Origin of the sequence: Reinekea sp. G2M2-21 (genome assembly GCF_015687175.1) — a bacterium.
Classification (GTDB): domain Bacteria; phylum Pseudomonadota; class Gammaproteobacteria; order Pseudomonadales; family Natronospirillaceae; genus Reinekea.
Map to the genome: position 1 here is coordinate 14,550 of NZ_JADPQG010000009.1, position 22,333 is coordinate 36,882.

General features: G+C 49.6%; 22 protein-coding genes and 1 pseudogene. 13 read left to right on the plus strand and 10 right to left on the minus strand.

Annotation, left to right across the window (positions count from 1 at the left end):
- Positions 1-498 precede the first annotated feature (498 nt).
- Entirely contained in the window at positions 499-1,035 is a 537-nt protein-coding gene (locus IYN85_RS22540) for a hypothetical protein (RefSeq protein WP_196161226.1), read from the plus strand.
- Complete coding sequence (locus tag IYN85_RS22545; protein ID WP_196161227.1) at positions 1,032-1,463, plus strand: NUDIX pyrophosphatase; 432 nt, start codon at positions 1,032-1,034, stop codon at positions 1,461-1,463. The genes IYN85_RS22540 and IYN85_RS22545 overlap by 4 nt, the downstream gene beginning before the upstream one ends.
- A gap of 56 nt (positions 1,464-1,519) precedes the next feature.
- Here the strand turns inward: IYN85_RS22545 and IYN85_RS22550 are convergent, their stop codons facing one another.
- The 5 genes from IYN85_RS22550 to IYN85_RS22570 all read right to left on the minus strand — a co-directional run bounded on the left by IYN85_RS22550 (position 1,520) and on the right by IYN85_RS22570 (position 7,013).
- On the minus strand, positions 1,520-2,530 hold the full coding sequence (locus IYN85_RS22550) for an asparaginase (RefSeq protein ID WP_196161228.1): 1,011 nt from the start codon (positions 2,528-2,530) through the stop codon (positions 1,520-1,522).
- Positions 2,531-3,248: 718 nt separating this feature from the next.
- The gene (locus IYN85_RS22555; RefSeq protein ID WP_196161229.1) at positions 3,249-3,458 is read right to left on the minus strand and encodes a hypothetical protein; all 210 of its coding nucleotides are present in this window, start codon (positions 3,456-3,458) and stop codon (positions 3,249-3,251) included.
- Positions 3,459-3,672: 214 nt separating this feature from the next.
- The gene (locus tag IYN85_RS22560) at positions 3,673-4,794 is read right to left on the minus strand and encodes a helix-turn-helix transcriptional regulator (protein WP_196161230.1); all 1,122 of its coding nucleotides are present in this window, start codon (positions 4,792-4,794) and stop codon (positions 3,673-3,675) included.
- Positions 4,795-5,456: 662 nt separating this feature from the next.
- Complete coding sequence (locus tag IYN85_RS22565; RefSeq protein WP_230390923.1) at positions 5,457-5,831, minus strand: DUF3224 domain-containing protein; 375 nt, start codon at positions 5,829-5,831, stop codon at positions 5,457-5,459.
- Between the two features lie 528 nt (positions 5,832-6,359).
- Positions 6,360-7,013, minus strand: a complete 654-nt coding sequence (locus tag IYN85_RS22570) for a PEBP family protein (protein ID WP_230390924.1) — start codon at positions 7,011-7,013, stop codon at positions 6,360-6,362.
- 308 nt (positions 7,014-7,321) lie between these two features.
- Here IYN85_RS22570 and IYN85_RS22575 point away from each other — a divergent pair, with 308 nt between their 5' ends.
- Together IYN85_RS22575 and IYN85_RS22580 are read left to right on the plus strand one after the other, a co-directional pair.
- On the plus strand, positions 7,322-8,110 hold the full coding sequence (locus IYN85_RS22575) for an AraC family transcriptional regulator (RefSeq protein ID WP_196161232.1): 789 nt from the start codon (positions 7,322-7,324) through the stop codon (positions 8,108-8,110).
- Positions 8,111-8,202: 92 nt separating this feature from the next.
- A complete protein-coding gene (locus IYN85_RS22580) occupies positions 8,203-8,394 on the plus strand; it encodes a hypothetical protein (protein ID WP_196161233.1) in 192 nt (63 codons plus the stop codon).
- 42 nt (positions 8,395-8,436) lie between these two features.
- Here IYN85_RS22580 and IYN85_RS22585 read toward each other — a convergent pair whose 3' ends face one another.
- Positions 8,437-9,456: a sphingomyelin phosphodiesterase gene (locus IYN85_RS22585; RefSeq protein WP_196161234.1), complete on the minus strand. Its 1,020-nt coding sequence runs from the start codon at positions 9,454-9,456 to the stop codon at positions 8,437-8,439.
- A gap of 554 nt (positions 9,457-10,010) precedes the next feature.
- Between IYN85_RS22585 and IYN85_RS22590 the strand changes: the two genes are divergently transcribed.
- Together IYN85_RS22590 and IYN85_RS22595 are read left to right on the plus strand one after the other, a co-directional pair.
- Positions 10,011-10,352: a hypothetical protein gene (locus tag IYN85_RS22590; protein ID WP_196161235.1), complete on the plus strand. Its 342-nt coding sequence runs from the start codon at positions 10,011-10,013 to the stop codon at positions 10,350-10,352.
- Positions 10,353-10,639: 287 nt separating this feature from the next.
- A complete protein-coding gene (locus IYN85_RS22595) occupies positions 10,640-11,878 on the plus strand; it encodes an MFS transporter (protein ID WP_196161236.1) in 1,239 nt (412 codons plus the stop codon).
- Between the two features lie 234 nt (positions 11,879-12,112).
- On the opposite strand, the gene IYN85_RS22600 is transcribed toward IYN85_RS22595, so the two are convergent.
- The gene (locus tag IYN85_RS22600) at positions 12,113-12,505 is read right to left on the minus strand and encodes a DUF3224 domain-containing protein (protein ID WP_196161237.1); all 393 of its coding nucleotides are present in this window, start codon (positions 12,503-12,505) and stop codon (positions 12,113-12,115) included.
- Between the two features lie 9 nt (positions 12,506-12,514).
- Positions 12,515-13,045, minus strand: coding sequence for a GNAT family N-acetyltransferase (locus IYN85_RS22605; protein WP_196161238.1), 531 nt, complete (start codon positions 13,043-13,045; stop codon positions 12,515-12,517).
- A 155-nt stretch (positions 13,046-13,200) separates the two neighbouring features.
- Between IYN85_RS22605 and IYN85_RS22610 the strand changes: the two genes are divergently transcribed.
- From IYN85_RS22610 to IYN85_RS22620, 4 genes and pseudogenes are all read left to right on the plus strand, one after another.
- The gene (locus tag IYN85_RS22610) at positions 13,201-14,871 is read left to right on the plus strand and encodes a glutamine--tRNA ligase/YqeY domain fusion protein (protein ID WP_196161239.1); all 1,671 of its coding nucleotides are present in this window, start codon (positions 13,201-13,203) and stop codon (positions 14,869-14,871) included.
- A gap of 288 nt (positions 14,872-15,159) precedes the next feature.
- Positions 15,160-15,486 (plus strand): GFA family protein, encoded by a 327-nt coding sequence (locus IYN85_RS22615; protein WP_230390935.1) that lies wholly within the window; start codon positions 15,160-15,162, stop codon positions 15,484-15,486.
- A gap of 453 nt (positions 15,487-15,939) precedes the next feature.
- Positions 15,940-16,551, plus strand: a complete 612-nt coding sequence (locus IYN85_RS26525; protein ID WP_370592239.1) for a hypothetical protein — start codon at positions 15,940-15,942, stop codon at positions 16,549-16,551.
- Positions 16,497-16,619, plus strand: a pseudogene (locus tag IYN85_RS22620) (VIT1/CCC1 transporter family protein); the annotation flags it as partial. The gene IYN85_RS26525 and the pseudogene IYN85_RS22620, both read left to right, overlap by 55 nt.
- Here the strand turns inward: IYN85_RS22620 and IYN85_RS22625 are convergent.
- Positions 16,613-16,771, minus strand: coding sequence for a hypothetical protein (locus IYN85_RS22625; protein ID WP_196161380.1), 159 nt, complete (start codon positions 16,769-16,771; stop codon positions 16,613-16,615). The pseudogene IYN85_RS22620 and the gene IYN85_RS22625 overlap by 7 nt on opposite strands.
- Before the next feature lie 24 nt (positions 16,772-16,795).
- Between IYN85_RS22625 and IYN85_RS26530 the strand changes: the two genes are divergently transcribed.
- The 3 genes from IYN85_RS26530 (at position 16,796) to dauA (ending at position 19,798) form a co-directional block, all read left to right on the plus strand.
- Positions 16,796-17,410, plus strand: coding sequence for a DUF6500 family protein (locus tag IYN85_RS26530; protein WP_196161241.1), 615 nt, complete (start codon positions 16,796-16,798; stop codon positions 17,408-17,410).
- 15 nt (positions 17,411-17,425) lie between these two features.
- A complete protein-coding gene (locus tag IYN85_RS22635) occupies positions 17,426-17,914 on the plus strand; it encodes a GFA family protein (protein WP_196161242.1) in 489 nt (162 codons plus the stop codon).
- Positions 17,915-18,055: 141 nt separating this feature from the next.
- On the plus strand, positions 18,056-19,798 hold the full coding sequence (gene dauA / locus IYN85_RS22640; RefSeq protein WP_196161243.1) for a C4-dicarboxylic acid transporter DauA: 1,743 nt from the start codon (positions 18,056-18,058) through the stop codon (positions 19,796-19,798).
- On the opposite strand, the gene IYN85_RS22645 is transcribed toward dauA, so the two are convergent.
- Positions 19,788-22,319 carry an EAL domain-containing protein gene (locus IYN85_RS22645; RefSeq protein WP_196161244.1) on the minus strand — a complete coding sequence of 844 codons (2,532 nt, stop codon included), beginning with the start codon at positions 22,317-22,319 and terminating at the stop codon, positions 19,788-19,790. The genes dauA and IYN85_RS22645 overlap by 11 nt on opposite strands.
- Positions 22,320-22,333: the final 14 nt, after the last annotated feature.

Genomic DNA, 22,333 nt, shown 5'->3' on the forward strand with positions numbered 1-22,333 from the left:
TTAAAAAGGACTGGCCATTCACTGCTATACACACCTCGCTCGTCACTCGTTATGAAAGGGCTGAGTTGATTAAAATGAATCGGAGCTGGCTTAGTGTTCTTAGTTTAGTAAGGAAATTCTATTGCACTGCGCATAGACTGGGATCAGATGTAGTGCGTAAAGCATACGCCGATTGTCTGGTAGAAGTCTTTAGGGCAACTCTGAATAATTGCTATCTACCTCAGCGGGTGAAGAAATGCGTAAAGTTCGAGACAAGTTCTGCAGGCAATATTCATTTTCTTGGCAAAGAGCTTAACAAAGAAATTTGCCATTTCAGCCTCGCCCTCCGGGACCTTCAGATCGATGACTGAGCTTTGTTGTGTGTTTTGAAAAGGACTCGCCATTCCCTGCAACACACGCCTCGCTCATCCTTCGATCTGATAGGTCTGAGGTGATTTGAATTAATCAGAGTTGCCTTAGGTCTCAATAGTCACTGAATACAGTACCCGGAAGGATGTTATGAAAATCATTTGGTTACACGGCGCACCGGCTGCCGGAAAATTGACCGTCGCTAAATGCCTGAAAGACGAATACGATTTTAAACTTTTGCATAATCACCTGACCATCGACGTCAGCCTCGCGATTTACGATGCGTTTGGTGAAAAGGATTTCTTTGACTTTACCGATATACTGCGACGAAAGGTGATCGCCAAGGCGAAAGAACTAGGCGTCGGCTGTTTGGTACTGACATCCATGACGTGTAATCAGTCAGATACTGTCGAGATTAAAACCTTTCTGGACTTTTTTGCTGAACAGGGTATTGAAGTGTACCCGGTGCATTTAACGACCACCCCCGACATTTTACGGGCACGTTGTGTTACCGAAGAACGGGTAAACTCGAGTAAGTTATCAGATGCTGCCAAATTACAGGAGATACTTGATGAGATGCCGTTTATCCCAATTGCGCATGAGAATACGCTATCCATTGATAACTCAGCATTAGAGCCTATCGAAGTCGCTAAAATGATTGTCGAGCGGATTGGGCTGTCGGGATGAGAGCGCCATTTCAAGTTATCGTTTTTCCATATCGTACAGAAGAAAGAACTCTGAAGGTGTTAATCGGTAAACGGGCCGATGACGGCACTTGGCAAGCCATCTCTGGAGGGGGTGAAAATACTGAGACTCCATTGGAAGCCGCTAAACGTGAACTTATGGAAGAATCGAACCTGACTGGTGAGCATTGGCAGCAATTGGACAGCAGAACAATGCTGCCGAAAGTTCACTATGCCGGACACGAGGCATGGGGCGATGATGTTTTTGTCATTCCTGAATACGCGTTTGCTGTCGAAACCTACGGGTTAGAAGTGATTTCCTATGAGCACGCTGAGCTTCGTTGGGTTGATGTTGCAACCGCACACGCACTGCTTAAATACGATTCCAATAAGGTTGCGCTTTGGGAGCTATGCCAAAGGGTTATGGTCTGAAACCCCATATTGATTCGGTTATCTGTTCAATCCAAAAACCAGTTTACATGATAACGTCAGGATAACTCCGGCAGTACACAGGTAACATCGCCAGTGCGCAAACCATTCCAGTTTTTCAGAGTGACCTGCCGGTAAGGCACTAAATGTTTTGAGTCGACATGATCTGTTGCGCCGACTAAATCGAGCAGGGCGGTCATCACCGATTCCGCACCCCGCGCGGCACCATCTTCACATTTCAATGCAATGGCCAGTTTTAAATCCGGAATAGCCGCAATGTAAACACCTTCCGCGCCCACTTTTAAAAACACCCTGCTGCCCAATACACCCATCATGTCAGTGCAGTAGCGTTCGGTTCCTGCCACCATAAACGGATTATCGACGACCGCCTGAAATAACTTTTGACAGGCCTTCTTGCTGTTATCGGCTAACCCTACCGGGTCTGCGAACTTGGCAAAACCCAAGGCAAGGTTAGGCAGTGGAATCGCCCAGGTGGGCGCAGAGCATCCATCAGGTGACCAAGGTGCCTGTTCAAAATCACATTCACACATTTGCGCCATGGTTTGCGCTATTTTCTGCTGTACCGGGTGATCGATGTTTATGTAATGGCGATTATCGGCGTTCATTAGTTTGGCTAACGCCAACATACCCGCGTGTTTGCCGGAACAATTGTTGTGTAGATTGTTCGGCGTCTGCCCGGCACGTGCTAACGCGTAACCGGCTTGTACGCGCATGGGCCAATGATGGCCACATTCAAAGTCGTGCAGATGCATTCCGAGTTTGGTCAGCATCGCTTGCACGGTTGCCGTATGTTTTTCCTCGCCATTGTGCGAGGCGCACATAATGGCTATTTCTTCATCGGTAAACTGAAAGTGTTCGGCACCACCCAACTCCATGAACGCAAGGGCTTGCAACGCCTTAATGGCACTGCGGGGATAAACCGGCGATTGCATGTCGCCCCAGCTGTGTAATTGACGACCATCCGAAGATAGGATGACCGCGTGAATACGGTGTTTAGATTCCACGATACCGCCTCGGCTTACGTGGACAGAAATAACAGGGTTACCCATGTGGAACGTTCCAGAACATTTTCCGCTAGAACATCATAGAATGAGAACTGGTGCAACCAGGGCTGGCGTGAAAGGCTATTGCTTAAGCTGCCTATAGCCCGTGAATTTATTTTTCTAGAGTACTCGTAATTTCGTTTTACGTGGGTTTCTCGTTGAGAAGAATCAACCCGCTTTGCGACTCTGGTTCGGTTCATAACCAAGGTTTCTTTTCGTGGTTTTTTCTTGCCAAGGGGCGATCCCCTTGAACCCCCTTTTGTCGCCCGCTTTGGTATTCTTCCTTAATTGCCACTGACTTCGAACGGTCGCTTGAGCGTGCGTCCCTGCACGCGCGGCGCTTTCCGGGCATCCATGCCCTTGAATCCGTTGCGACGTGTTAATTAAGTCAGCCAAAACGGATGCGACGGTAGGGTTATTTACACCTGATCAGGCTAAATAGAGTTTGCTGGTTCGTAATTGTTTTTGAGAAGGTAGCGCTTGAAGTTTTCCCGCCTTTTAAACGACCACGCGAAGCAATTTACGTCTCACAGGTTGGTCAGGCGGGGATGCTTGAAAAAGTGAGCCCGAATCGTCTGTCCGGTTTGGCCAATGACGGCGAATATCTCCAAATGAGGCTATGTTACTGCATGATACAAATGCCGGAGAAATAAATTAGTTCTGCTTTAGTAAGTACCATTCGAAGCGCCCCGCTCAACCCGTTCGCGGGTGTTTTCGACTTCATCTATCCTGTGTGAGATTGGGTTTCTTCTTCAGACGGTGGCGAGCTTTTACATCGTTCACGGAACTCCGCCACGCTCATACCAAAGGTATTCAGAAACTCCACATTCAATGCGTCGGCTGACGAAAACCCGAACGCTTCCGCCACCATTCTATTGGTCAGGTGACTGGTTTGAATAACGTTTTTTACCACTTCTAGTTTATCTTTATTCATGGCAGTGAGTTTCCCGTGCTGCACCGGTCTTATTGAACCATTGTTGATAAATAAGGCAGCTCGGTAAAGCGCCGGCACGGGATGATCGTGTAAGCGGCCGTTTTAGTCGGTTGAGCGGTTAATCACTGTAACCTGCTCAGTTTTGCTGCAGCATTTTTGACGTCCCAAGTTGAGTTTTTCGTCAAAAAGCTAGCAGATTGTGACCGGCATCGCTTTAGGTACTGAACGGTATGCTGTTGATCAGATTGTTGAGCGCGAGTTGGCTGCTGCATCCGGTTTTCTCGAAAATGTTTTTCAGGTGAAATTTCACTGTATTCAGTGAAATACGCTCAGCTTCCGCAATGGTTTTCAATGCCTGACCCTGTGCAAGTTGTTGAGCGACGGCCGCTTCTTTTTGCGTTAATCCAAAAATTGCCGAGAGTTTTTCAGCCTGAATGGGTTTGATCAAATTAGGGGAGACAGCATAAATCATCACGCCGGTAAAAACGGGTTTGTCGGATATGTGGTTATTCATCAACGGTTGAAACCCAAAGAACAGATGGTCAGACACCTGCAGGTTTTCTTCCTCTTCACGGGTAAAGTTATAGCCCTCGATGCGCTTCGCGGTTTTAACCAAGCTTAAATATAGTAGTTTTTCGACGTTCTTATTCTTCAACGTCATGTGGCCATTCTGAATGTCCAAGTCTGGTACCGACTCGATCAACGTGCGCATACTGGTGTTCATCGCGTTGATGGTCCCGGTCTCTGACAAGATCGCCACAGGAATGCGAAAGGTTTCGACCAACGCCTCTATGCGGGCATGATCATTGGCCGACTGCTCCATAGAAAACGAGTGCAAAGCACCCTGTTGCAAACGGGGCAGCAGCTGGTTTAGTTGTTCGATCTCCAGTGCTGTGAAGGGGCCTTCCGTTTCGCTGCGATTGCAGATAAGCAAACCCAACCAGTCATTGTCGGAAATCAAACACGCTGCGGCGGAGTCGATGAGCCCTTGGGGTTTCGCCCATTCCTGAAAATGTTCACTGGCGTAAGCGACTTCCGCGTCTGGTAAGGTGGCAATGGTGTAAAACTGGTCCGCCGGCGCATTTAATACTCGGTGCAGTAAGTGATCGGAGTTGATGTAATGGTTCATGTAGCTGTTAGCCAGTTCGTCGTTGATTCGCTGGCCAGCGTCAACATGAAAACGCAGTCCCATGCTTTGCTTATTCAGAATCATCATATGACTGATTTGCAGGTTAAAACTTTCGACCAGTTGTTCTGTGACCAACTGCCAGGCTTCTTTATTGAATACGGTATTAGTGGCGATGCCTTCGATAAGGGGCAGGGAACGTGCATTCATGGATAATGTGCCAAGTTGAGGACGCTTGTGGTTTAGCAAGTATAGGGGAGCGTTTGCGTTTGTGCATCCAAACGCTTGAAGATGAATTGCGGTGTTCGGTACTCAGCGGTTTCACCGCTGAGCCGATTGTTGTTTCGTGGTTGTTAACTTAAGGGCACCTCTAGAAAGTCCATCTGACTCTGGATTTAAGAACGCGCTTAGGGCAAGGCGGAAATTTGAAAACCAAGGGCAACTCTGAATAATTTCTATCTACCTCAGCAGGTGAAGAATTGCGCAAAGTTCGAGGCAAGTTCTGCAGGCAATATTCATTATCTTGGCAAAGGACTTAACAACAAAATTTGCCATTTCAGCCCCGCCCTCCGGGTCTTTCAGATCGACGACTGAGCATTGTTGTGTGTTTTGAAAAGGACTCGCCAATCCCTGCAACACACGCTTCGCTCATCCTTCGATCTGATAAGACTAAGGTGATTTGAATTAATCAGAGTTGCCCTACCTGGCTAAGTTAAGAATTTTCAACACAGCCATAAGCTCGTTCATAAGTCCCCAACGGGCGCGGGCTAGCAACGCACAAACCTTCGTTAAACACTTTGAAAAGGACTCGTTCCCTTCAGTGTTTGCCTTGTTTTGCACGCTGCTAGCACACGCGCAGAGATCGACGGACTTTATAGCGGTGCCCTTAATGTCATCTCAACCGTCGCCGCATCGGCGGCGTATTTCCCAGTGCCTCTGAAATCCCGCAATGCACCGGTGGCGTAGGTGACACTACACTGCCCTTCGGCAACATTGGCGGTATGCATGCCGTGGTGATTCAGTACCAGAGTGACAGGCTCGCCCTGGTACATCCCACGGATGTGTTCCACCGCGGTGAAGCTTGCACTGCCATCAGGGAGGTACAGCAGCAAGAATTCAGCTTCACTTTCACCCGTAATATCTCCGCTATAGGCGTAAGTGACGGAGGCTTTCTTCAAGGTGCCGTCGGCTATTGGTTTCACGGTGTCTTCCTGCCAATTACTGACACTAAAGGTGCATTTGATCATGGTGTGGTTGCTCTTGTCCTGAGTTAACGGAACACCAGACTAATCTTTGCAAGCTCGTCGGTATTGTAAAAAAACGACAGTCGATGGCCTCAAACTGGCGGTGTCTATGGCGTGGCGTCTGGGCGTTTTCGTTATCCACAGAAAGTGGGGATAACCCTGTCGATAACCTCGCGGGAACGTCACATAGCTGGCCTTCGAGGTTATGCGCAGTATCTGAACGGAGCGTTTTCTGACCAGCTAGTGTCCTGAGTCGGAAGTTCGTAAAGTTTCAGAGCTAATGGTAAGCGCTAGTACAAGGCGCTCTTTGTAGAGAATATCGAGATCTTTTCAAGAAGAGCAACGCCGTAATAGTATCTTCCATTAGCTCCCTTTGGGCGCGACATTCAAGTTCTCTAGCGTTGTTCTGTCTCTTGTCAATGGAACAACCATTGACTGCAAGACACGCCTAGCTATAAAGCTTGAATGGCTCGCTGAATTCAAGCGAACTTTTGACTCAGGACACTTGAGGTGTTTGTCAGACCATACCAATCACAGTGTTGATAAGGTCAACCGGCACAATAAGGTGTTGTCGGTTTCCAGGTCCTGACCCCAGATCAGTTTGGCTTGGGAATTCCAGCGGATGCGGTTATAGCCATCTTTTGGGCGTACCTGGGCTTCGGAATATTCCACGGCAGCTGGCCATTCACTGTCGTTAAAGTCGATGCTCTGCCAGTTTGACGGGGGAGGGGTTTCGGCGTAGTCACAACTGTTTTCCGGGTTCGACGAACGCGCGCAGGATTTGTTCAACGGAGCCTGGTGGACGGGCAGGCAGGTCCACTGTCGATTGGTCACCGCTACGACTTTACCGGTCGCGGTGTCGGTAAATTGGGCAATAAAACCGCCATCGCCCATCTGTTGACGAGCTGTACCGATGTACTCCAGCCCGGTGTTGTTGGCTTTGTAATCTTTGACAATAAAGTTCAATTGAACCGGCAGCGTTGCGCTGAAGGTAAAGGTTTCTGCGTTAAACGACCGCTCGGTCATGATCGAGACAGAGTCTTCGGCAATTTTTTGCTCATTGGCGTAAAACGCGAACCAGTTGTCCGCCCACACATCCACCTTGAATGTCTCAGCCTGAGCCGCGCCCATGGTCGCTGCCATGAGCGATAATGCGCCCAGCCCTTTTGCCTGTCTGATGATCATTGGTTGTCTCTCCTGTGTTGTTTTGAACCTATCCCGCAGTGTAGAGGGCAATTGTGCAGGTATTGTGCAGTGAATGAGGCTTGATTATGGTTTTTTCTTCGGTTCTAGGCAGGGTTCGTCGGTACTCTAAACGCACTGTTTTGTTGTCTTAGTCGGTATCGCATTCGATGAGCTGCTGCAAGCTGGCGAACAGTTATGGTGGGACAAAGACCCTGCAAACCGAGCAGGCCGGAATGAAAATCTGCCTTACTTTACCTGCCTAAACGGTATACTCCGGTACTTGTTTGTCACCGAGAATCCTATCGACCATGACATCACCCAAGGCCAGCGGCTTGCTCAGTAATGCGCAGCGCCCGATTAAACTTGCCCGCCATGACATTCCAGACCCATTGCGACCCTACCTGGAATATTTTTGGTCGGTCCACTGGCAGTTAGCCGAAGGGGAGTCCTTTACCTCGGTCAATATTCCTTACCCCTGCGCGCACATTGTTTATGAACGCCACGCGACGGGAATTTTTGGACCTGTCAAAGGCAGTTTCGAAAAGCAGATTTTCGGCCAGGGATTTGTCTTGGGCGCGCGGTTCAAGAGTGGTTTCTTTAGTGCGTTTTCCGGAATTCCGGCGCATGTAACGACAGAAAAAACCTGGGATCTGTCTTATTTGTTTGATACCACTTCTGCGCAATTTGAAGCCACCATGGAAGCTGATTACCGAGTCGAAACCGCTATCGTGCACATGAGTGGGTTATTGCAATCTGCACTACCTGCCGCCAATAGCAACCTGCTGGCCCGTGCCGGGCAAGCGTACGATATCGTGCATCGCATTCAGCACCAACACGATATCGTGAGTGTAGAAGACTTGGCGCTTCAGGAACACATCAGCCTCCGAAGTTTGGAGCGACTATTCAAAGGCACCATCGGACTGACACCAAAGTGGGTGATCCGTTTATTCCGCCTGCAGCAGATGGCCGACGTTATGATGAACGCAGACAACCCGCATTGGGCGGATCTGGCCCTTCGGTTGGGCTATTTCGACCAGGCTCACTGCATCAAAGACTTCAAAGCCTTTACCGGTAAAACCCCCAGTGCATTTTTGTGATGGGCAGAAAGGTCGTTTTCCGAACCATCGGGTGATACATTGGAGGCTCTTTTAGTCGATTCGACCGAACTTAAAAACACAGGAGAATTGCCATGGTCACCATAGACGATGTTGTCGCGTACCTAACCTGTAAAAAAGAATATCTGCCTGGCGGTGCCGAACCGTTTATTGAAAACCTGATTGAAAAAGGACAGGATGCTGAGACCATCGCTAAAGCGGTCGCTCAACGTTTTCCGGAGTTGGATTTCTTTCCGAAATACGGCGGCAACTCGCTGCTGCATTGATCCTGAAATCCTCTGTTTATTCCCGTGCTGACGCCAGGTCATCTACCGCGCATACTGGAATGTCGTCATCACTGGATAATGGTCGGATAGATCCGTCGTATTGCCATCGTGCCACTGCCAGCCACCGCACAAAGGCCACCAGCCTTGCAGGTAAGACCAATGCCAAGCCTCAGGTGACTTTAACGGAACAACAGTCATGGCCGGTGTGTTTTTAGCCTGCAAATGGTCGCGACGTTCCAACACATAATCGAGCGTATCGTTGTAGCAGATATCCGTATTAAAGTAATAGTTGTAGGCACGTGACATCCAATTGTCTTCTGGGTACGAAGCCGCCCCATTGCTGGCATCAAAATTCAATACCGTTTGGCTGGTGGACAGCATCTGAGCAACCTGCGTTTTGTGAGCGAAGTCCACATTCATATCGCCGGCCAGAATAACGGGTTCGTTGTCGGGAATCTGAAACTCATCCAGCCATTGGCGAATTTCGGTGAGCTGTTGCATTCGAATGTCGTGTTCTGAATCGGCCTTGTCATCGTGCGTGGCTTGCAGATGCGTGCCCGCTATGTGAAAGCGACCGGCACCAGAGTCGATCTCCACATAAGCAGCGCCCTTATTCGACTGATAGTCCCAAGACCCAGACAAACTGGCGCGGAACACCAGCTGATGTTGCGTAACAATCGGCCAGCGACTGGCAATGACAACACCACCACGGATTACAAAAGGACTGTTGGAACAATTTCCCGCCGTTGACTGCCAACCACCGCCGTGGCAGGACAAACCGACCACCGGCGTCAGGTAAGGGTACGTCTGATTCATTGACTGCAATGTTTCGTATGCGTCATCGGTAAACACTTCGCTGAATACAATTACATCAGGCATCTCTGGCATGGCGTGCAACGCATCGCTTAAATGCGCCAACCGTTGTTGTTGATCCCAGTCTTGAACCGGAAGTTGCATGATGTTGTAGGCCATCACCGTAATATCCGGGCGTTGTGCAAATACCGTCGTAGTGACCAACAACGAGGCGATTGCCATTAGGGTTTTTGTAAAAATAAAACGCATCCTGTGCTCCTTTTGAGACAGTGAGAGGTTGAACAATCTCTGGATGGCATAGACGCAGAGGGTTAGCCGAATATTGCGTAACCATAGTGACAGGATGATGACGCCGACACGTTAAACGATTGTCGTGTCGTGCAGATGAAAGTAAGCGGCGCAATACGAAACAAAGCATCAGGTACATTCGTGTGATTCCTTTAGCTGATAATTCTGAATTTCGAGCGCTACTGCGATTGGGTTTGACTGCTTGATTCTTATTGTTAGGGAACTAACTGGCGTGTTGAGGTGTGTTTGGTTTTTGTCGAGAGACGCTCTTAGGTTATTTTTCTCTCCAAGGGGGCAGCACCGAATGGCATTTACTCAAGCTGATGCAGTTAATATCTACGGTATTTGCTTCACGTGGTCGTTTGAGAGGCGGGTAAACAATGGCATGAGTCACTTTCTCGATAGATAAAACTAACCTCCAAATTCTATGTACCAATGCATGGCGTAAATAACCGTTTCGTCGCATCTGCTTTGGCTGACTTAATTGTCACGTCGCAACGGATTCAAGGGCATGGATGCCCTTGGAAGCGCCGCGCGTGCAGGGATGCACGCTCAAGCGACCGTTCGAAGAAAGTGGCAATGAAGGAAGAACACCAAAGCGGGCGACAAAAGGGGGGTTAAAATCGATTAAAAGCGAAGCCCCAATGGGCTTCGATTCGATTTTAACGACTTCACCTCTGGTGAAGGCCGGATCAAGGGGATCTCCCCTTGGAAAGAAAAATCCTCGAAGAGATCTTTTGGTTAAAAATGGAATCATAGTCTTCGGAGCGGATTTAGTACTTGAAGTAAATAAAATCTCGTTGAAACTAAGTCACGCATTGATGCGAATGCCGAAAATATTAACTACACCTGCATAATCAAGTGACATTCGGGTGCAAGGGGTTCCCCCTGGAAAAAACTCTGAAAGATCCATTTTCATGAAACAAACCCGAATCGTCGAACCGGTTTAGTCCTTAACAACATTAAACGCACCGTTGATCCGCGTGTTGGTTGCTCACGAAATAAAAGCTCACCCGCAAGACGAACGGGAAGCGCTGATCCGTTCTTTCTGCCGTTTACAGACCAAAAACGACGCTTCGTCACAAGTTATTGAGCAATTTGCATACGCGTGTTACAACACGCGACCGGCTTGTAAGGATCCAACATGAAAAGCGCTTTTACTCAATATCGCGGATTGCCCCGCGACCTATACATTCTTGCTACCGCGCGGGCCATTGCTTCCGCCGGAGCGTTCATTATGCCGATGCTGACATTAATTTTGACTCAGAAAATGGGTTTGACCGCAGCGCAAGCGGGTATTCTGGTGTCCGCTGCGTCGTTCAGTTACGTACCGGGTTCTTTGCTGGGCGGAAAACTGGCGGATACGTTTGGACGCAAAAAAATCATCCTCATCGCCGAAGTGGTTTCTGCGGTATCCTGGATTATCTGTGGGTTCTTTCCTGAGTCGACGCAGATCATTCCATTTATTATCGTGGCGTATTTATGTATGGGGGCGATAGACCCAACATCGTCGGCATTGATCACCGACTTAACCCCACCTGAGCAACGAAAGACAGCTTTCAGTTTGAGTTATCTTGGTCACAACATGGGCATTGCGGTCGGGCCGTTGATTGCCGGTTTTCTGTTTTTGAACCACGCGCAATGGATGTTCTGGGGCGATGGTCTGACCACGCTGGTGGCCGCAGTACTGATCCTGTTTTTTGTCAGCGAATCCAGGCCAGATGAAAACACGCAGGCGCATAATGACAAAGAAGCCTCCGTTGAAGGTTCTGTCTGGCCAGTGTTGCTGGCACGACCCTATTTGATCTGGTTCACGCTGGCGAACTTTCTGCTCACCTTTTGTTACGCACAGTTATTTTTCAGTTTGCCATTACAACTGGAACATCTGTTCGGCGACTTTGGCGCACGTAACTTTGGTTGGGTTATGACCGTGAACGCAGTGACTGTGTTGCTGTTAACACCCTTTGTGATTGCACTGACCAAACAGATACACGCCATCTTTAATGTCGCGATGGCTGGCGCCTTGTTTGTGATCGGGTTCGGTGCCATTTATTGGGCCACGAATATGTGGGTATTCCTGGGCACCACGGTTATCTGGACATTGGGAGAGATTCTCAGTTCGACCAACGCCAATGCCTACATCGCATCGCATTCGCCGCAATCGCACCGCGCACGCATTAACAGCATATTGCCGCTGATATTCGGCATGGGGTTTGGTCTTGCGCCGGTGATCATGGGGCACGTCATTGAAGCGAGAAGTGTAAATGACGTTTGGCTACTGGTAATGATGATGTCCGGAACCGGTGCGCTGCTGATGACCTGGTTAGGGATTAGTGAAATTCGCCGCGAACGTGAAGTTGCTGCTACACAAATGAATCACTGAGGAGTCATGTCGGAGGGAATGTCAGCGAATAATGTGGTCGTGAATTATTCGCTGCCTCTTTTTTTGAGAATAAAAAAGCTTCTCTAGCTTCGGTTAATACCATGATCGGCAAAAGCGTAAAAAACCGTTCCGTCGTGTCTGCTTGGGCTGACATGACGGACACCTCTTTTGGAAAGAAGAAATCGTTCTGGAGCGTTCGGGTTGCACTTCCGCAATTGCATCGCCACAAATGAGTTACAGCATCTCATACGTCAATTCATAAAAATGCTGCCCATCCTTGATTTCGATGGTCATCTCACCACTCAACCCGGCCAACTCATCGGTACCGCTGTCCGGTACCACTTCCAAAATCAACCGCTGGTTACTGGCGGTCATGACCCCAAAATGTTGCAACACAAAGCTGCCTTTGTGCCCGGCCAGCATGCCGGTAACTTGCTCCAAGGCGACATAACCAGCGGATGCGGAATCCGCCAGCCGAACGCTCATCATCTGGCCGACACTGGTGGCTTCCAACTCCCCATTAAAGGTTTTATTCAACGCCAGTTGCCCAAACTGAGCGGGCTCGTTAAAGCGGATGTGAGACTCTGCTGGCGTCATGCTGACGGAAAAGGTTCCCTTGGCAATCATCGTGCCTCCTCAGGCTTTGTGCTGGTAGAAGTCAGTTTTGGTCATTTTAAAGATTTCGCAATCGCGGTCTTTCACAAACTCATTGTGGTCGTATTGTTCTCCAATTCGCACAGCGACGGCTTTGGAGGCGTTATTGTTCGGGTCGATAATGGATATTAATGACTCGCAGCCCAAGCTCTGGAACGCCCAGTCGGCAGCGGCAGAGCCGGCCTCAGTGGCGAAACCCTTGCCCCAATGGTTCGGATGAATGCCCCAGCCAACTTCCAATGCCGGCCAGCCTTCGGGGTATAACAGGCCCACCCGGCCGATAAATTCGTGGCTGTAACGGTCTTCCACCAACCACAGACCATAGCCTTTCAGCGCCCAGTGACCGACCAGCATCATCATGACGCGATAGCTTTCGGCGCGGTCAATGGGCTTGCGGTCGCCCAGATAGGTCATAAAGTCGGCATTCGCGTTGAGGTTTGCGAAAGCGTCCAGATCGGACTCTGCCCAACCGCGCAAACGCAGCCGTTCAGTGGTGATAATTGGGTAATCCATGATCAGGCCTCAGTAACGTTGTCGCACTATGATTCCGTCTGGCTCGTCATTTGTACAGGTTTAGATCAGGAAATCTCGCCAAGCCCACTGTTTAACCGGAGCCGAATCGTTATAATCAGCCGTTCCTATGCCCTGGAAATTAAGAGAAACATTCAATGACTGAAAATGCGTCTAACTTTTTGCGAACGATCATCAGCGATGATCTGAAGTCTGGTAAGCACGAGACCATCGTGACTCGCTTCCCACCGGAACCTAATGGTTTTTTACACATCGGCCACGCCAAGGCGATCTGTGTGAATTTCGGACTTGCGCAAGAATTCCAGGGCCAAACGAATCTGCGCTTCGACGATACCAACCCGGAAAAAGAAGAGCAGGCGTACATCGATGCCATCGAAGAAGACATTCGTTGGCTGGGTTTCGACTGGAACGGCAAGGTGAAATTCACCTCCGACTATTTCGATACGCTCTATGAATACGCGCTGCATCTGATCAAAAACGGTAATGCCTATGTGTGTGACCTGTCTGCTGAGCAGATGCGTGAATACCGTGGCAGCCTGACCGAGCCGGGAAAAAACAGCCCGAACCGGGACCGCAGTGTCGACGAAAACCTCGAACTGTTCGAGAAAATGAAAAATGGCGAGTTTGACGAAGGCGCCTGTTCGCTGCGTGCGAAAATCGATATGGCCTCGCCCAACATCAACTTGCGCGATCCCATCATCTACCGTATCCGTAAAGTGCATCATCACCAGACGGGCGATAAATGGTGTATTTACCCAAGCTACGACTTTGCTCATGGTCAGGGTGATGCGCAAGAAGGCGTGACCCATTCACTGTGTTCGCTGGAGTTTGAAGATCATCGTCCCCTGTATGAGTGGTTCCTGAATAACCTGCCGGTGCCCAGCAAACCACGGCAGATTGAATTCGCGCGCTTGAACGTAAACTACACCGTCACCAGCAAACGCAAACTAAAAAAGCTGGTCGATGAAAGCGTGGTCGCTGGTTGGGACGACCCGCGAATGCCAACCATTGCCGGTATGCGCCGTCGCGGAGTGACGCCCGCGTCGATCCGAAAGTTCATCGACATGTCTGGTATTTCACGTGCCGTGGGTACCGTGGTCGATCTCGGCATGCTCGACGCCGCGATCCGCGATGACCTGAACGACAACGCACCTCGCGCCATGGCCGTCTTGAAACCTTTGAAAGTGGTGCTGACCAACCTGCCCGAAGGTCACCACGAAATGGTCACCCAACCAGAACACCCACAGAAGCCCGAGCTGGGTGAGCGGGAAATACCGTTCAGCCGGGAAATTTACATCGACCAGGAAGATTTCAACGAAGACAGCACCTTGTCGAAAAAGAAATTCAAGCGCTTGGTGCCGGGAGACTATGTGCGTCTGCGTGGGGCTTACATCATTAAAGCCGAAGAGTTCAGCAAAGACGCCGACGGCAACGTGGTTGAAATCAAGGCCACCATTGTTGAAGGCTCACTTGGCGCGAATGTCGACGGTATCAAACCACGCGGCGTAATCCACTGGGTCTCGGTTGAGCATGGCGTACCGGCCACCATCCGTGTGTATGACCGTCTGTTTAATCACCCGACGCCAGACAAAGGTGATAACGACTTCATGGATCACATCAACCCGGATTCCCTGCAAATTATTGAAGGGTGCATTGTGGAGCCGAGCCTGATGATGGCTGAGCCAGAGCAGAGCTTCCAGTTTGAACGCGAAGGCTACTTTGTGGCCGACCGTTATGAACACTCACCGAATCATCTGGTATTCAACAAAACCATTGGTCTGCGCGATGTCTGGGAACGCAGCGTTTAACTCGGGTAACGCATGGAAAAAACCGCCCTCGTGGCGGTTTTTTTATAGGTTCAACAAAACGTCTGCAAAACCCAATGAAAGAAATGTTTATGTCTATGGTGAAACGAACGCGAATGTGAGTATCAGGGAATCTGAAACATAATTGGTATTGGCTGTTTGTATATACAGTATTTGTGTTAACCTTTTGCACTCCAAATCCCACTTAATAAAAGGTGCCATATGATTAAAGGAAGCTGTTGTTGTGGAATAGTGCAATTTGAAATGTCAGAAATGCCAAGCATGATGGGGATGTGTCATTGCAGTCGATGCCGTAAAGTCGGCGCTAGCTCGTTGGTCTTCGTTAAATCAGATGCGTTTCAGATTACCGCTGGCCGGGAAAATATTGAGACCTTCAAGGCTGCGCCACCGTATAAATATGATCGGTGTTTTTGCTCTGTTTGCGGAACATCACTTGGGGAAATTTTGTCGGACATGGACTCTTTTCCAATCAATGCGCATTGTATTGACAGTGAGATTGACATCAGAAATTCATTTCATGAATTTGTATCCGAAAAGCCAAGCTGGTTTGAGATTGGTGACGGGGCGAAACAATTCAGTGAACACCCTCATGATTAACCTGTCTTGTAAAAAAGAAACAACGTAATCCCGCTTGGTATTCAACGCTCTTGTTATGCTGCGTTGTGTCACGCTTTTAGTATCCTTATAGAGACATGGGGGCGCATTTAAGTTTCATAAATCGTCTGCATTTCAGCGGTAGCAGACGCTTCTTTTGCTTTTTAGCCACTCACCATTTTTTGATCCATGAGAACTAAGAAATACCCAATTTTGATTCGGGGACTTAGAGGGAATGACATTGTTTTTTTGTTTATGTCGTCTATGTCATCTTGTCTTTATTTCGGCTGCACTGCGGTAGCTAAACGCTGACGAGGTCGGGATTCTTGTGTCTGGTACGCTAAACTAAACTGATCAGCGTATGTGGAAACGGGCTGACCGAATATAAATGTCACGCAATGTTTTTGTCGCGGGCATTGTTACCTGCCTCTCCGCAAACATAAACAGGAGTTGAGCATGTCCGATTGTTGTTCCAAATCCTCCAATATCTCAAACTCTTCGCAGAGTTCGTTTCCAAAGAAATACACTTGCCCGGTTAATGATAGAAAATATGGTCTGGTCTCTGCTTTAACGATAAAAAACCACATTAACGCGCCATGGGCATGGCTGACAAAAGAGCAAGGCTATTATTTCTGTTCAGACCCGGCTTGTGCGGTTGTGTACTTTGGCCAGGACGGAGAAATCACTGAAACCGGTTCGCTTCGTACTGAGGTTGGGATTAAAAGCGAATTCGTTGGTGCGCTGGTTTGTTACTTTTTTGGTGTAACTATGGCGCAGGCAAAATCCAGCCCAATTGCCCGGGAATTTGTTGTATCCCAAACTCAGAGAAAGGTGTGCGCGTGTGAGTCGCGGAACCCCATCGGGTTAGTGCTGCCTGGGGGATTTTTCGGACGCATTCTGATTCACCTGTTACCCCGGTCAGTTTGCTATACCGCCAGTACGGTTCTTTGCGCCATTGTTGAGGTGCTCCCATGGTTCATGAAGAAAACCATCGCTCTCATCGTTCGGGTTGGTTGCGAGCGGCTGTACTCGGTGCTAACGATGGCATTGTTTCAACGGCCAGTTTGATTATTTGTGTGGCTGCGGCAAGTGCCACGCAGTCGAACGTTTTACTGGCAGGTGTTCCTGGCTATGTTGGGTGCAATTGCTGCAAAAGTCGGGGGGCGTCTATGTTCATCGGCGCCACACGGGTGACTTTTTTGGGGGAGCCTTGGCCAGGGTACTGACAGCGGGTGTCGGCAGCCTGTTCGGTGTCGTTGCCTAACCGGCGGTGGTTCGTTATGGTCATACGCCGTTACTTTAAGGACCACCTATGAATATGAACCAAGTGACGCTGCCGGTACGCGACATGGTCGCGGCGACCCAATTTTACCTGACGCTCGGCTTCACGCAGATTGTCGACACCCCACACTACGCACGTTTTGCTTGCCCGGCAGGTGACTCAACCTTTTCGCTGATGTTAGACGAGACTTCTTTTCGCAATAGCGCAACCCTGTATTTTGAACATGAAGCGTTGGATGACTGGGTCGCCCAACTGCAAGCCCGGGGCATTGCGTTTGAACAAGAACCCAAGGACGAACCTTATTTATGGCGGGAGGCAGTTTTGCGAGATCCTTCTGGTAACAAGGTTATTCTGTATTGGGCCGGCGAAAACCGGTTGAACCCACCTTGGCGTGTCACGATTAAACAGGAAACACCCATGCGACTTGAATTACAACGCCAGATGATCCGCGTATGCGATGCTAAAATTGCGCAAAAAGGTGAGAAGGTCGGGTTATCCTTCTACGCTTTTTTTGCCAATAAGAATGACGACCCAGAACGTTTAATGGAAGCGGCCCGCTGGTGGATCGAAACGCATCGGTTGGATCACTTTGAAAAAGCCGTCAAAATTAAAAAGATGGTACAAGCTGAACTGAACGAACGTTGAAAAAGGAGTTATCACATGACCGACCTCATTCATAACGTGTTTGCACAAGGACAATGCACCTGTGGCAACGTGCATTACGAATTAGCACAAGAGCCGATGTTTGTGCACTGTTGCCATTGCAGTTGGTGTCAGCGCGAATCCGGTTCGGCCTTTGCGTTAAACGCGCTCATTGAATCAACGCAATTGCGCGTGACTCAGGGCGACGTTGAAATGACTAAGCTGCCAACTGCAAGTGGTGGCGGACAAGATGTCGCCCGATGCCCGTTGTGCAAAGTGGCGCTGTGGAGTCACTATGCCGGTGCCCATGACAAAGTGGCGTTTGTCCGCGTGGGCACATTGAGCCCGCCTGCTCTTTGTCCACCTGATGTGCACATTTATACCAGCACCAAGTTACCCTGGGTATCACTCACCGATGGCAAACCCATCATGGACGCCTTTTACCGGTTCAGCGAGTTATGGCCTGCTGCCAGTATTGAACGATATAAAGCGGCCGTTAAGGGGTAATGCACCGGGTAGGCACTGAGACCGTCATTGAAATTTATGCACGCTGGTTCTACTATGGCGGCCTTGTAACGCACCGATAATGTTGTTCTCTGTTGCCGGGTTTCTGCGTTCCCCTCCTTATGTCTTAACCCGGAGTCTGCTATGCCGCATATTCGCCCGCATCTTTTTTCATTGCGTGTGGGGCATGCAGCGCGCAGCACGTTTTTGTCCGGCCATTACACCCGGCAGCAGTTGGGTAAAGATTTGGTCGCTGGTACCACGGTGGGGCTTATTGCGATACCTCTTTCTATGGCATTGGCCATTGCCTGCGGTTTACCGCCACAGTACGGCTTGTATACGGCCATAGTGGCGGGTTTGATTATTGCAGTGACCGGAGGGTCGGCACTGTCTATCAGTGGACCCACGGCCGCGTTCGTCGTCATCCTGTTACCGATCGTGCAAACCTACGGGTTAGCTGGTTTGATGGTTGCCACCATCATGGCCGGGGCGATTCTGGTGATGATGGCGCTTATGAGACTAGGCCGCTTTATTGAGTACGTCCCGGAACCGGTTACGTTGGGGTTTACTGCGGGAATTGCGGTGGTTATCGCGACGCTGCAGTTTAAAGATTTTTTTGGTTTGCCGATCGATACACTGCCCAATCATTTTATCGATAAGGTACCGGTGATCATCCGCCAGCTACCCAACCTCTATTGGTCGGAACTGGTTGTTGGGCTCAGCACACTGGCGGGTTTGGTTTTATTTCCATGGATCACGCGGAAAATCCCCGCGCATATTCCTGCGCTGTTATTCGGAACCTTGGTGGCTTTTCAGTTATCAAAGAATGGTTACGACATTGCGACCATTGGTTCTGCATTTCAATACCTGACGGCCGATGGTCAGGTCGGGCAGGGTATCCCGGCTGCTTTACCGGCGTTTCATTGGCCCTGGCAGATGCAATTGCCCGGCAGTGCATCGCTGCAGTTCGATTTTCCCACCGTACAGGCATTGTTGTCCGCTGCCTTTGCTATTGCCATGTTAGGTGCTATTGAATCGCTGTTGTGCGCCGTGGTGCTCGACGGCATGACCCGTTCAAAGCACAGTGCCAACAGTGAACTGCTCGGTCAGGGTATTGGTAATCTGATCACACCCTTTTTCGGTGGCTTTACCGCAACTGCAGCGTTAGCCCGTTCTGTAGCCAACCTGAAAGCCGGAGCGCAGTCACCGCTGTCGGCGGTTATTCATTCGTTGGTGGTGTTACTGGCCCTGTTGTTTTTAACCGAAGTGTTGGCCTGGTTGCCGATGTCGGCCATGGCCGCATTGTTGTTGTTGGTGGCGTGGAATATGAGCGAAGCACCCAAGGCGTTGCATCTTATCCGCACGGCACCAAAGGAAGACATCTGGGTTTTTGTTACCTGTTTTTCCCTGACCGTAATGTTCGACATGGTTGTTGCCATTACCGTGGGTATCTTGCTGTCTGCCGTGTTGTTTATGCAGCAACTGGCAAAACTGACGCGCTTGACCCGTATCAACGATGAGTGGTCATCTGAATTGTCCGGCGCGCATGGTTTCCGCATTGAAGGGCCTTTGTTTTTCGCCGCTGCTGAGCGAATTTTTGCCGAACTGGCGCTTGAGACCAAATCGGCGAACGCCATTATGCTCGACTTGAAAGGCGTGCAGTTACTAGATGCCGGTGGCTTGTCGGCGTTAAACCGGTTGATCAGTCAGTGTCAGGCGACAGGCGTTTTTTTGGTGATCTGCCGGTTGAATTTTCAACCGTTAAAAACATTGGCCAAAGCGGGCACTCAACCCATAGAGAACACTTTGTTGTTTACCGCCACTCGTACAGAAGCACTCAACGCCATGGCAAATCGTATCGCGCAGCAGCCGGCAGTTACGGTGTGAGAGTCAATCGCTTCGTTTTCAGCCAAGTTTGATAGTGTGTGTAAGGCATGGGTTTCTCGTAAAAATAGCCCTGAATTTTATGGCAGTTCGCCTTTCTTAGTGCTTCGAGTGTCTCTTTATCTTCAATACCTTCTGCGGTGACTGTCAGACCCAGTTGAGTGGCCATGTCGATGGTGGCCTGAACGATTTGCTGTTGCCGCTGCGAACTGACCATGTCTTTGACGAAGCTGCGGTCTATTTTCAATTCATCAAAAGGCAAATCACTGACGTAGGTTAACGATGAATACCCAGTACCAAAGTCATCAATCGCCAGATGAAAACCATCTTTTTTTAACGCGATCAGATTCTGGGTAAAGACTCCTTGATCTTGCTGGTGAGAGGTCTCAGTCACTTCAAGTGTAAAATGTTGTGATGCGACCTGATGTTTCTGCGCCAGCAGAATAACATCGTTGGCAAAGCCCGGCCGCGACAAATCGATGGCGGAGATATTAATAGACGTGCACATAGGTAGGGCGCTTATGGTGGCCAGTTCTCCGTGCTCACGGAAGGTTTGTTCGATAACCCAGAGGGTCAGTTGGCGAATCAGGCCCGTTTTTTCAGCGATATCGATGAATTCCATCGGCGGGATAAAGCCTAGGTCTTCGTGAGTCCAGCGCAGTAACACTTCGCTGCAGCAGGCACGGTTGTCGAATAAACACAGCTGAGGCTGGTAATACAACTGCAATTGATTGTGTTGAATGGCGGTTTCCAAAGCCTGTGCCAGTTTGATGCCTCGGGCATTCTGGGTTTCTTTTTCCTCGCTGTAAATCTGCATGGGCAAGCCATGCTCAAGCGCATTGTTGATGCCTTCCTTGACGCTGTTAAGCAACGTTTGCGAATCGAACGTCAGTTCATCCAGCAGCCGGGCAGAGAAAGTGCATTGCACGCGGAATGGGATCACACTTTGCAAAGGGTTGTAATTGTCTTTGTTGCTGAGCTGGTTCATCAGCGTTTCGAAGACGGCTTCGGACGCAACCGTCGCCAAGTAGAAAAACGTATTATCGTTGACGACCGACACGTGCGTCCGGGTCAGTTCGTCGAGCGGGATCAGCTTGGCGTACTGATCGATCTGCAGGGCAAACTGCACCGTCAGTTGTTTCAAGAGCAGGCGACGATCCGGTTCTGTTAAATAGGGCACAATGCGGTCGTAATTGGTGACGCGGATCGCAATCAGCGCGGTCATAGAAGTCTGCTGACGTTGTCGTAATTGTTCGATCTTCTGTTCAATGTAAAATTCATTGGCCAGGTTGGTTTTTATGTCGTGGGTGGCCAGAAAAAAACGGTTGCGTTCCGTTTCACTCATGCGATCCGCCAGAGCCATCGAGATGAAGGTCAATTCAAACAGCACCGAAAAAATGAAGGTGTGCCGGGTGAGAAAGCTGTATTCGACCAATCCAGCAAATAGCCCCATGCCCAAGCCGGCGCCAATAAAAAACGGAATCCAGGAAAACAGATAGTAGCGAGTCCAGCGGATCCGGCTTTTAAACCGATAGCGGATCATCAGAAATGCGCTGACGTATGTGACAAGCTGCAAGATGATAAAAATAGGGGCCGCCAAAGACTCAGGGATGAACAACGCAATCAGGAAAAACAGGCAGAGTATGGTCGCCACCGCGTTGGCGAGCCGATAGGTGCCCCCGCAGGAGGGTGAAATTTTCAGGAACAGCTTACCCAACATCAGAGCACTCAAAGCAACAAGGCTTTGCAGCGGCACAATTTGTTTGCTGAACCAAAGTTGCAGAGACTCTGAAAACAGGTAATACCCATAGCCGTGAATCACCCCCATGGTCAGCAGCACAGCCATTAGGTAGCCCACATAAATAAGGTAAACCGAATCGCGCAGGCCTACAAACAGCACGGTATTGTAGGCGCCAAGGATCAGCGCTATGCCGATGAAAGCTCCCCAGATAATGTGCAGCATGCGGCTGTACTGTTCAAAACCGGTTTCACTCATCAAGGATAACGACAGAATGGGTGAGCCGTCGGTTTGCAGATGCAGGTAAAAACTGGCGGCCTGACCAGGAACCAGGTCAAACGCGATATTAGGCAAGATCCGGTGCTCTGGAGAGATGTTGTCCCGCGTATCGCCAAAATAACTCACCTGTACGTCATCAAAGCGCGGGTCAAAGTAGTAAAGTGTCAGGTTGTCGAAAATCGGGTTGTCCATGATAAGACGCAGGTGGCCGACGGCATCGGTTTGGTTTTCCAATGTCACCCGGTACCAATGGTTAATCTGGCCGAACCCAGCTTTGGTCGTGCTCTTCGTTAGCGGTGTAAAGGACACATGAATAACGTCTGATATATAGGTTCCGGCGTTTTCAGTGAGAATCTCAACCTGATATTGAAACTGGTTTTGGATATTCTGATCGGTTTGCCGGACCACCAAGTTCCCTCGAACGACCAGACTCAGCACGATCACACCGAGTGCGGAGATAATAAAAGTGGCTAAAGGAGCTTGATACACGCGGCTTTTTGTCTTCATTGGTCGCAGCCTTC

Bases quoted from the DNA above. Each gene is read 5' to 3' on its own strand.
- IYN85_RS22555 (WP_196161229.1), bottom strand. From the start codon at position 3,458: ATGAATAAAGATAAACTAGAAGTGGTAAAAAACGTTATTCAAACCAGT.
- dauA (WP_196161243.1), top strand. From the start codon at position 18,056: ATGCCGCATATTCGCCCGCATCTTTTTTCATTGCGTGTGGGGCATGCA.
- IYN85_RS22605 (WP_196161238.1), bottom strand. From the start codon at position 13,045: ATGGATTACCCAATTATCACCACTGAACGGCTGCGTTTGCGCGGTTGG.
- IYN85_RS22580 (WP_196161233.1), top strand. From the start codon at position 8,203: ATGGTCACCATAGACGATGTTGTCGCGTACCTAACCTGTAAAAAAGAA.
- IYN85_RS22590 (WP_196161235.1), top strand. From the start codon at position 10,011: ATGCCCTTGGAAGCGCCGCGCGTGCAGGGATGCACGCTCAAGCGACCG.
- IYN85_RS22575 (WP_196161232.1), top strand. From the start codon at position 7,322: ATGACATCACCCAAGGCCAGCGGCTTGCTCAGTAATGCGCAGCGCCCG.
- IYN85_RS22600 (WP_196161237.1), bottom strand. From the start codon at position 12,505: ATGATTGCCAAGGGAACCTTTTCCGTCAGCATGACGCCAGCAGAGTCT.
- IYN85_RS22610 (WP_196161239.1), top strand. From the start codon at position 13,201: ATGACTGAAAATGCGTCTAACTTTTTGCGAACGATCATCAGCGATGAT.
- IYN85_RS22560 (WP_196161230.1), bottom strand. From the start codon at position 4,794: ATGAATGCACGTTCCCTGCCCCTTATCGAAGGCATCGCCACTAATACC.
- IYN85_RS22625 (WP_196161380.1), bottom strand. From the start codon at position 16,771: ATGACCATAACGAACCACCGCCGGTTAGGCAACGACACCGAACAGGCT.
- IYN85_RS22540 (WP_196161226.1), top strand. From the start codon at position 499: ATGAAAATCATTTGGTTACACGGCGCACCGGCTGCCGGAAAATTGACC.
- IYN85_RS22645 (WP_196161244.1), bottom strand. From the start codon at position 22,319: ATGAAGACAAAAAGCCGCGTGTATCAAGCTCCTTTAGCCACTTTTATT.
- IYN85_RS22615 (WP_230390935.1), top strand. From the start codon at position 15,160: ATGTGTCATTGCAGTCGATGCCGTAAAGTCGGCGCTAGCTCGTTGGTC.
- IYN85_RS26525 (WP_370592239.1), top strand. From the start codon at position 15,940: ATGTCCGATTGTTGTTCCAAATCCTCCAATATCTCAAACTCTTCGCAG.
- IYN85_RS22545 (WP_196161227.1), top strand. From the start codon at position 1,032: ATGAGAGCGCCATTTCAAGTTATCGTTTTTCCATATCGTACAGAAGAA.
- IYN85_RS22595 (WP_196161236.1), top strand. From the start codon at position 10,640: ATGAAAAGCGCTTTTACTCAATATCGCGGATTGCCCCGCGACCTATAC.
- IYN85_RS26530 (WP_196161241.1), top strand. From the start codon at position 16,796: ATGAATATGAACCAAGTGACGCTGCCGGTACGCGACATGGTCGCGGCG.
- IYN85_RS22565 (WP_230390923.1), bottom strand. From the start codon at position 5,831: ATGATCAAATGCACCTTTAGTGTCAGTAATTGGCAGGAAGACACCGTG.
- IYN85_RS22570 (WP_230390924.1), bottom strand. From the start codon at position 7,013: ATGATCATCAGACAGGCAAAAGGGCTGGGCGCATTATCGCTCATGGCA.
- IYN85_RS22635 (WP_196161242.1), top strand. From the start codon at position 17,426: ATGACCGACCTCATTCATAACGTGTTTGCACAAGGACAATGCACCTGT.
- IYN85_RS22585 (WP_196161234.1), bottom strand. From the start codon at position 9,456: ATGCGTTTTATTTTTACAAAAACCCTAATGGCAATCGCCTCGTTGTTG.
- IYN85_RS22550 (WP_196161228.1), bottom strand. From the start codon at position 2,530: ATGGGTAACCCTGTTATTTCTGTCCACGTAAGCCGAGGCGGTATCGTG.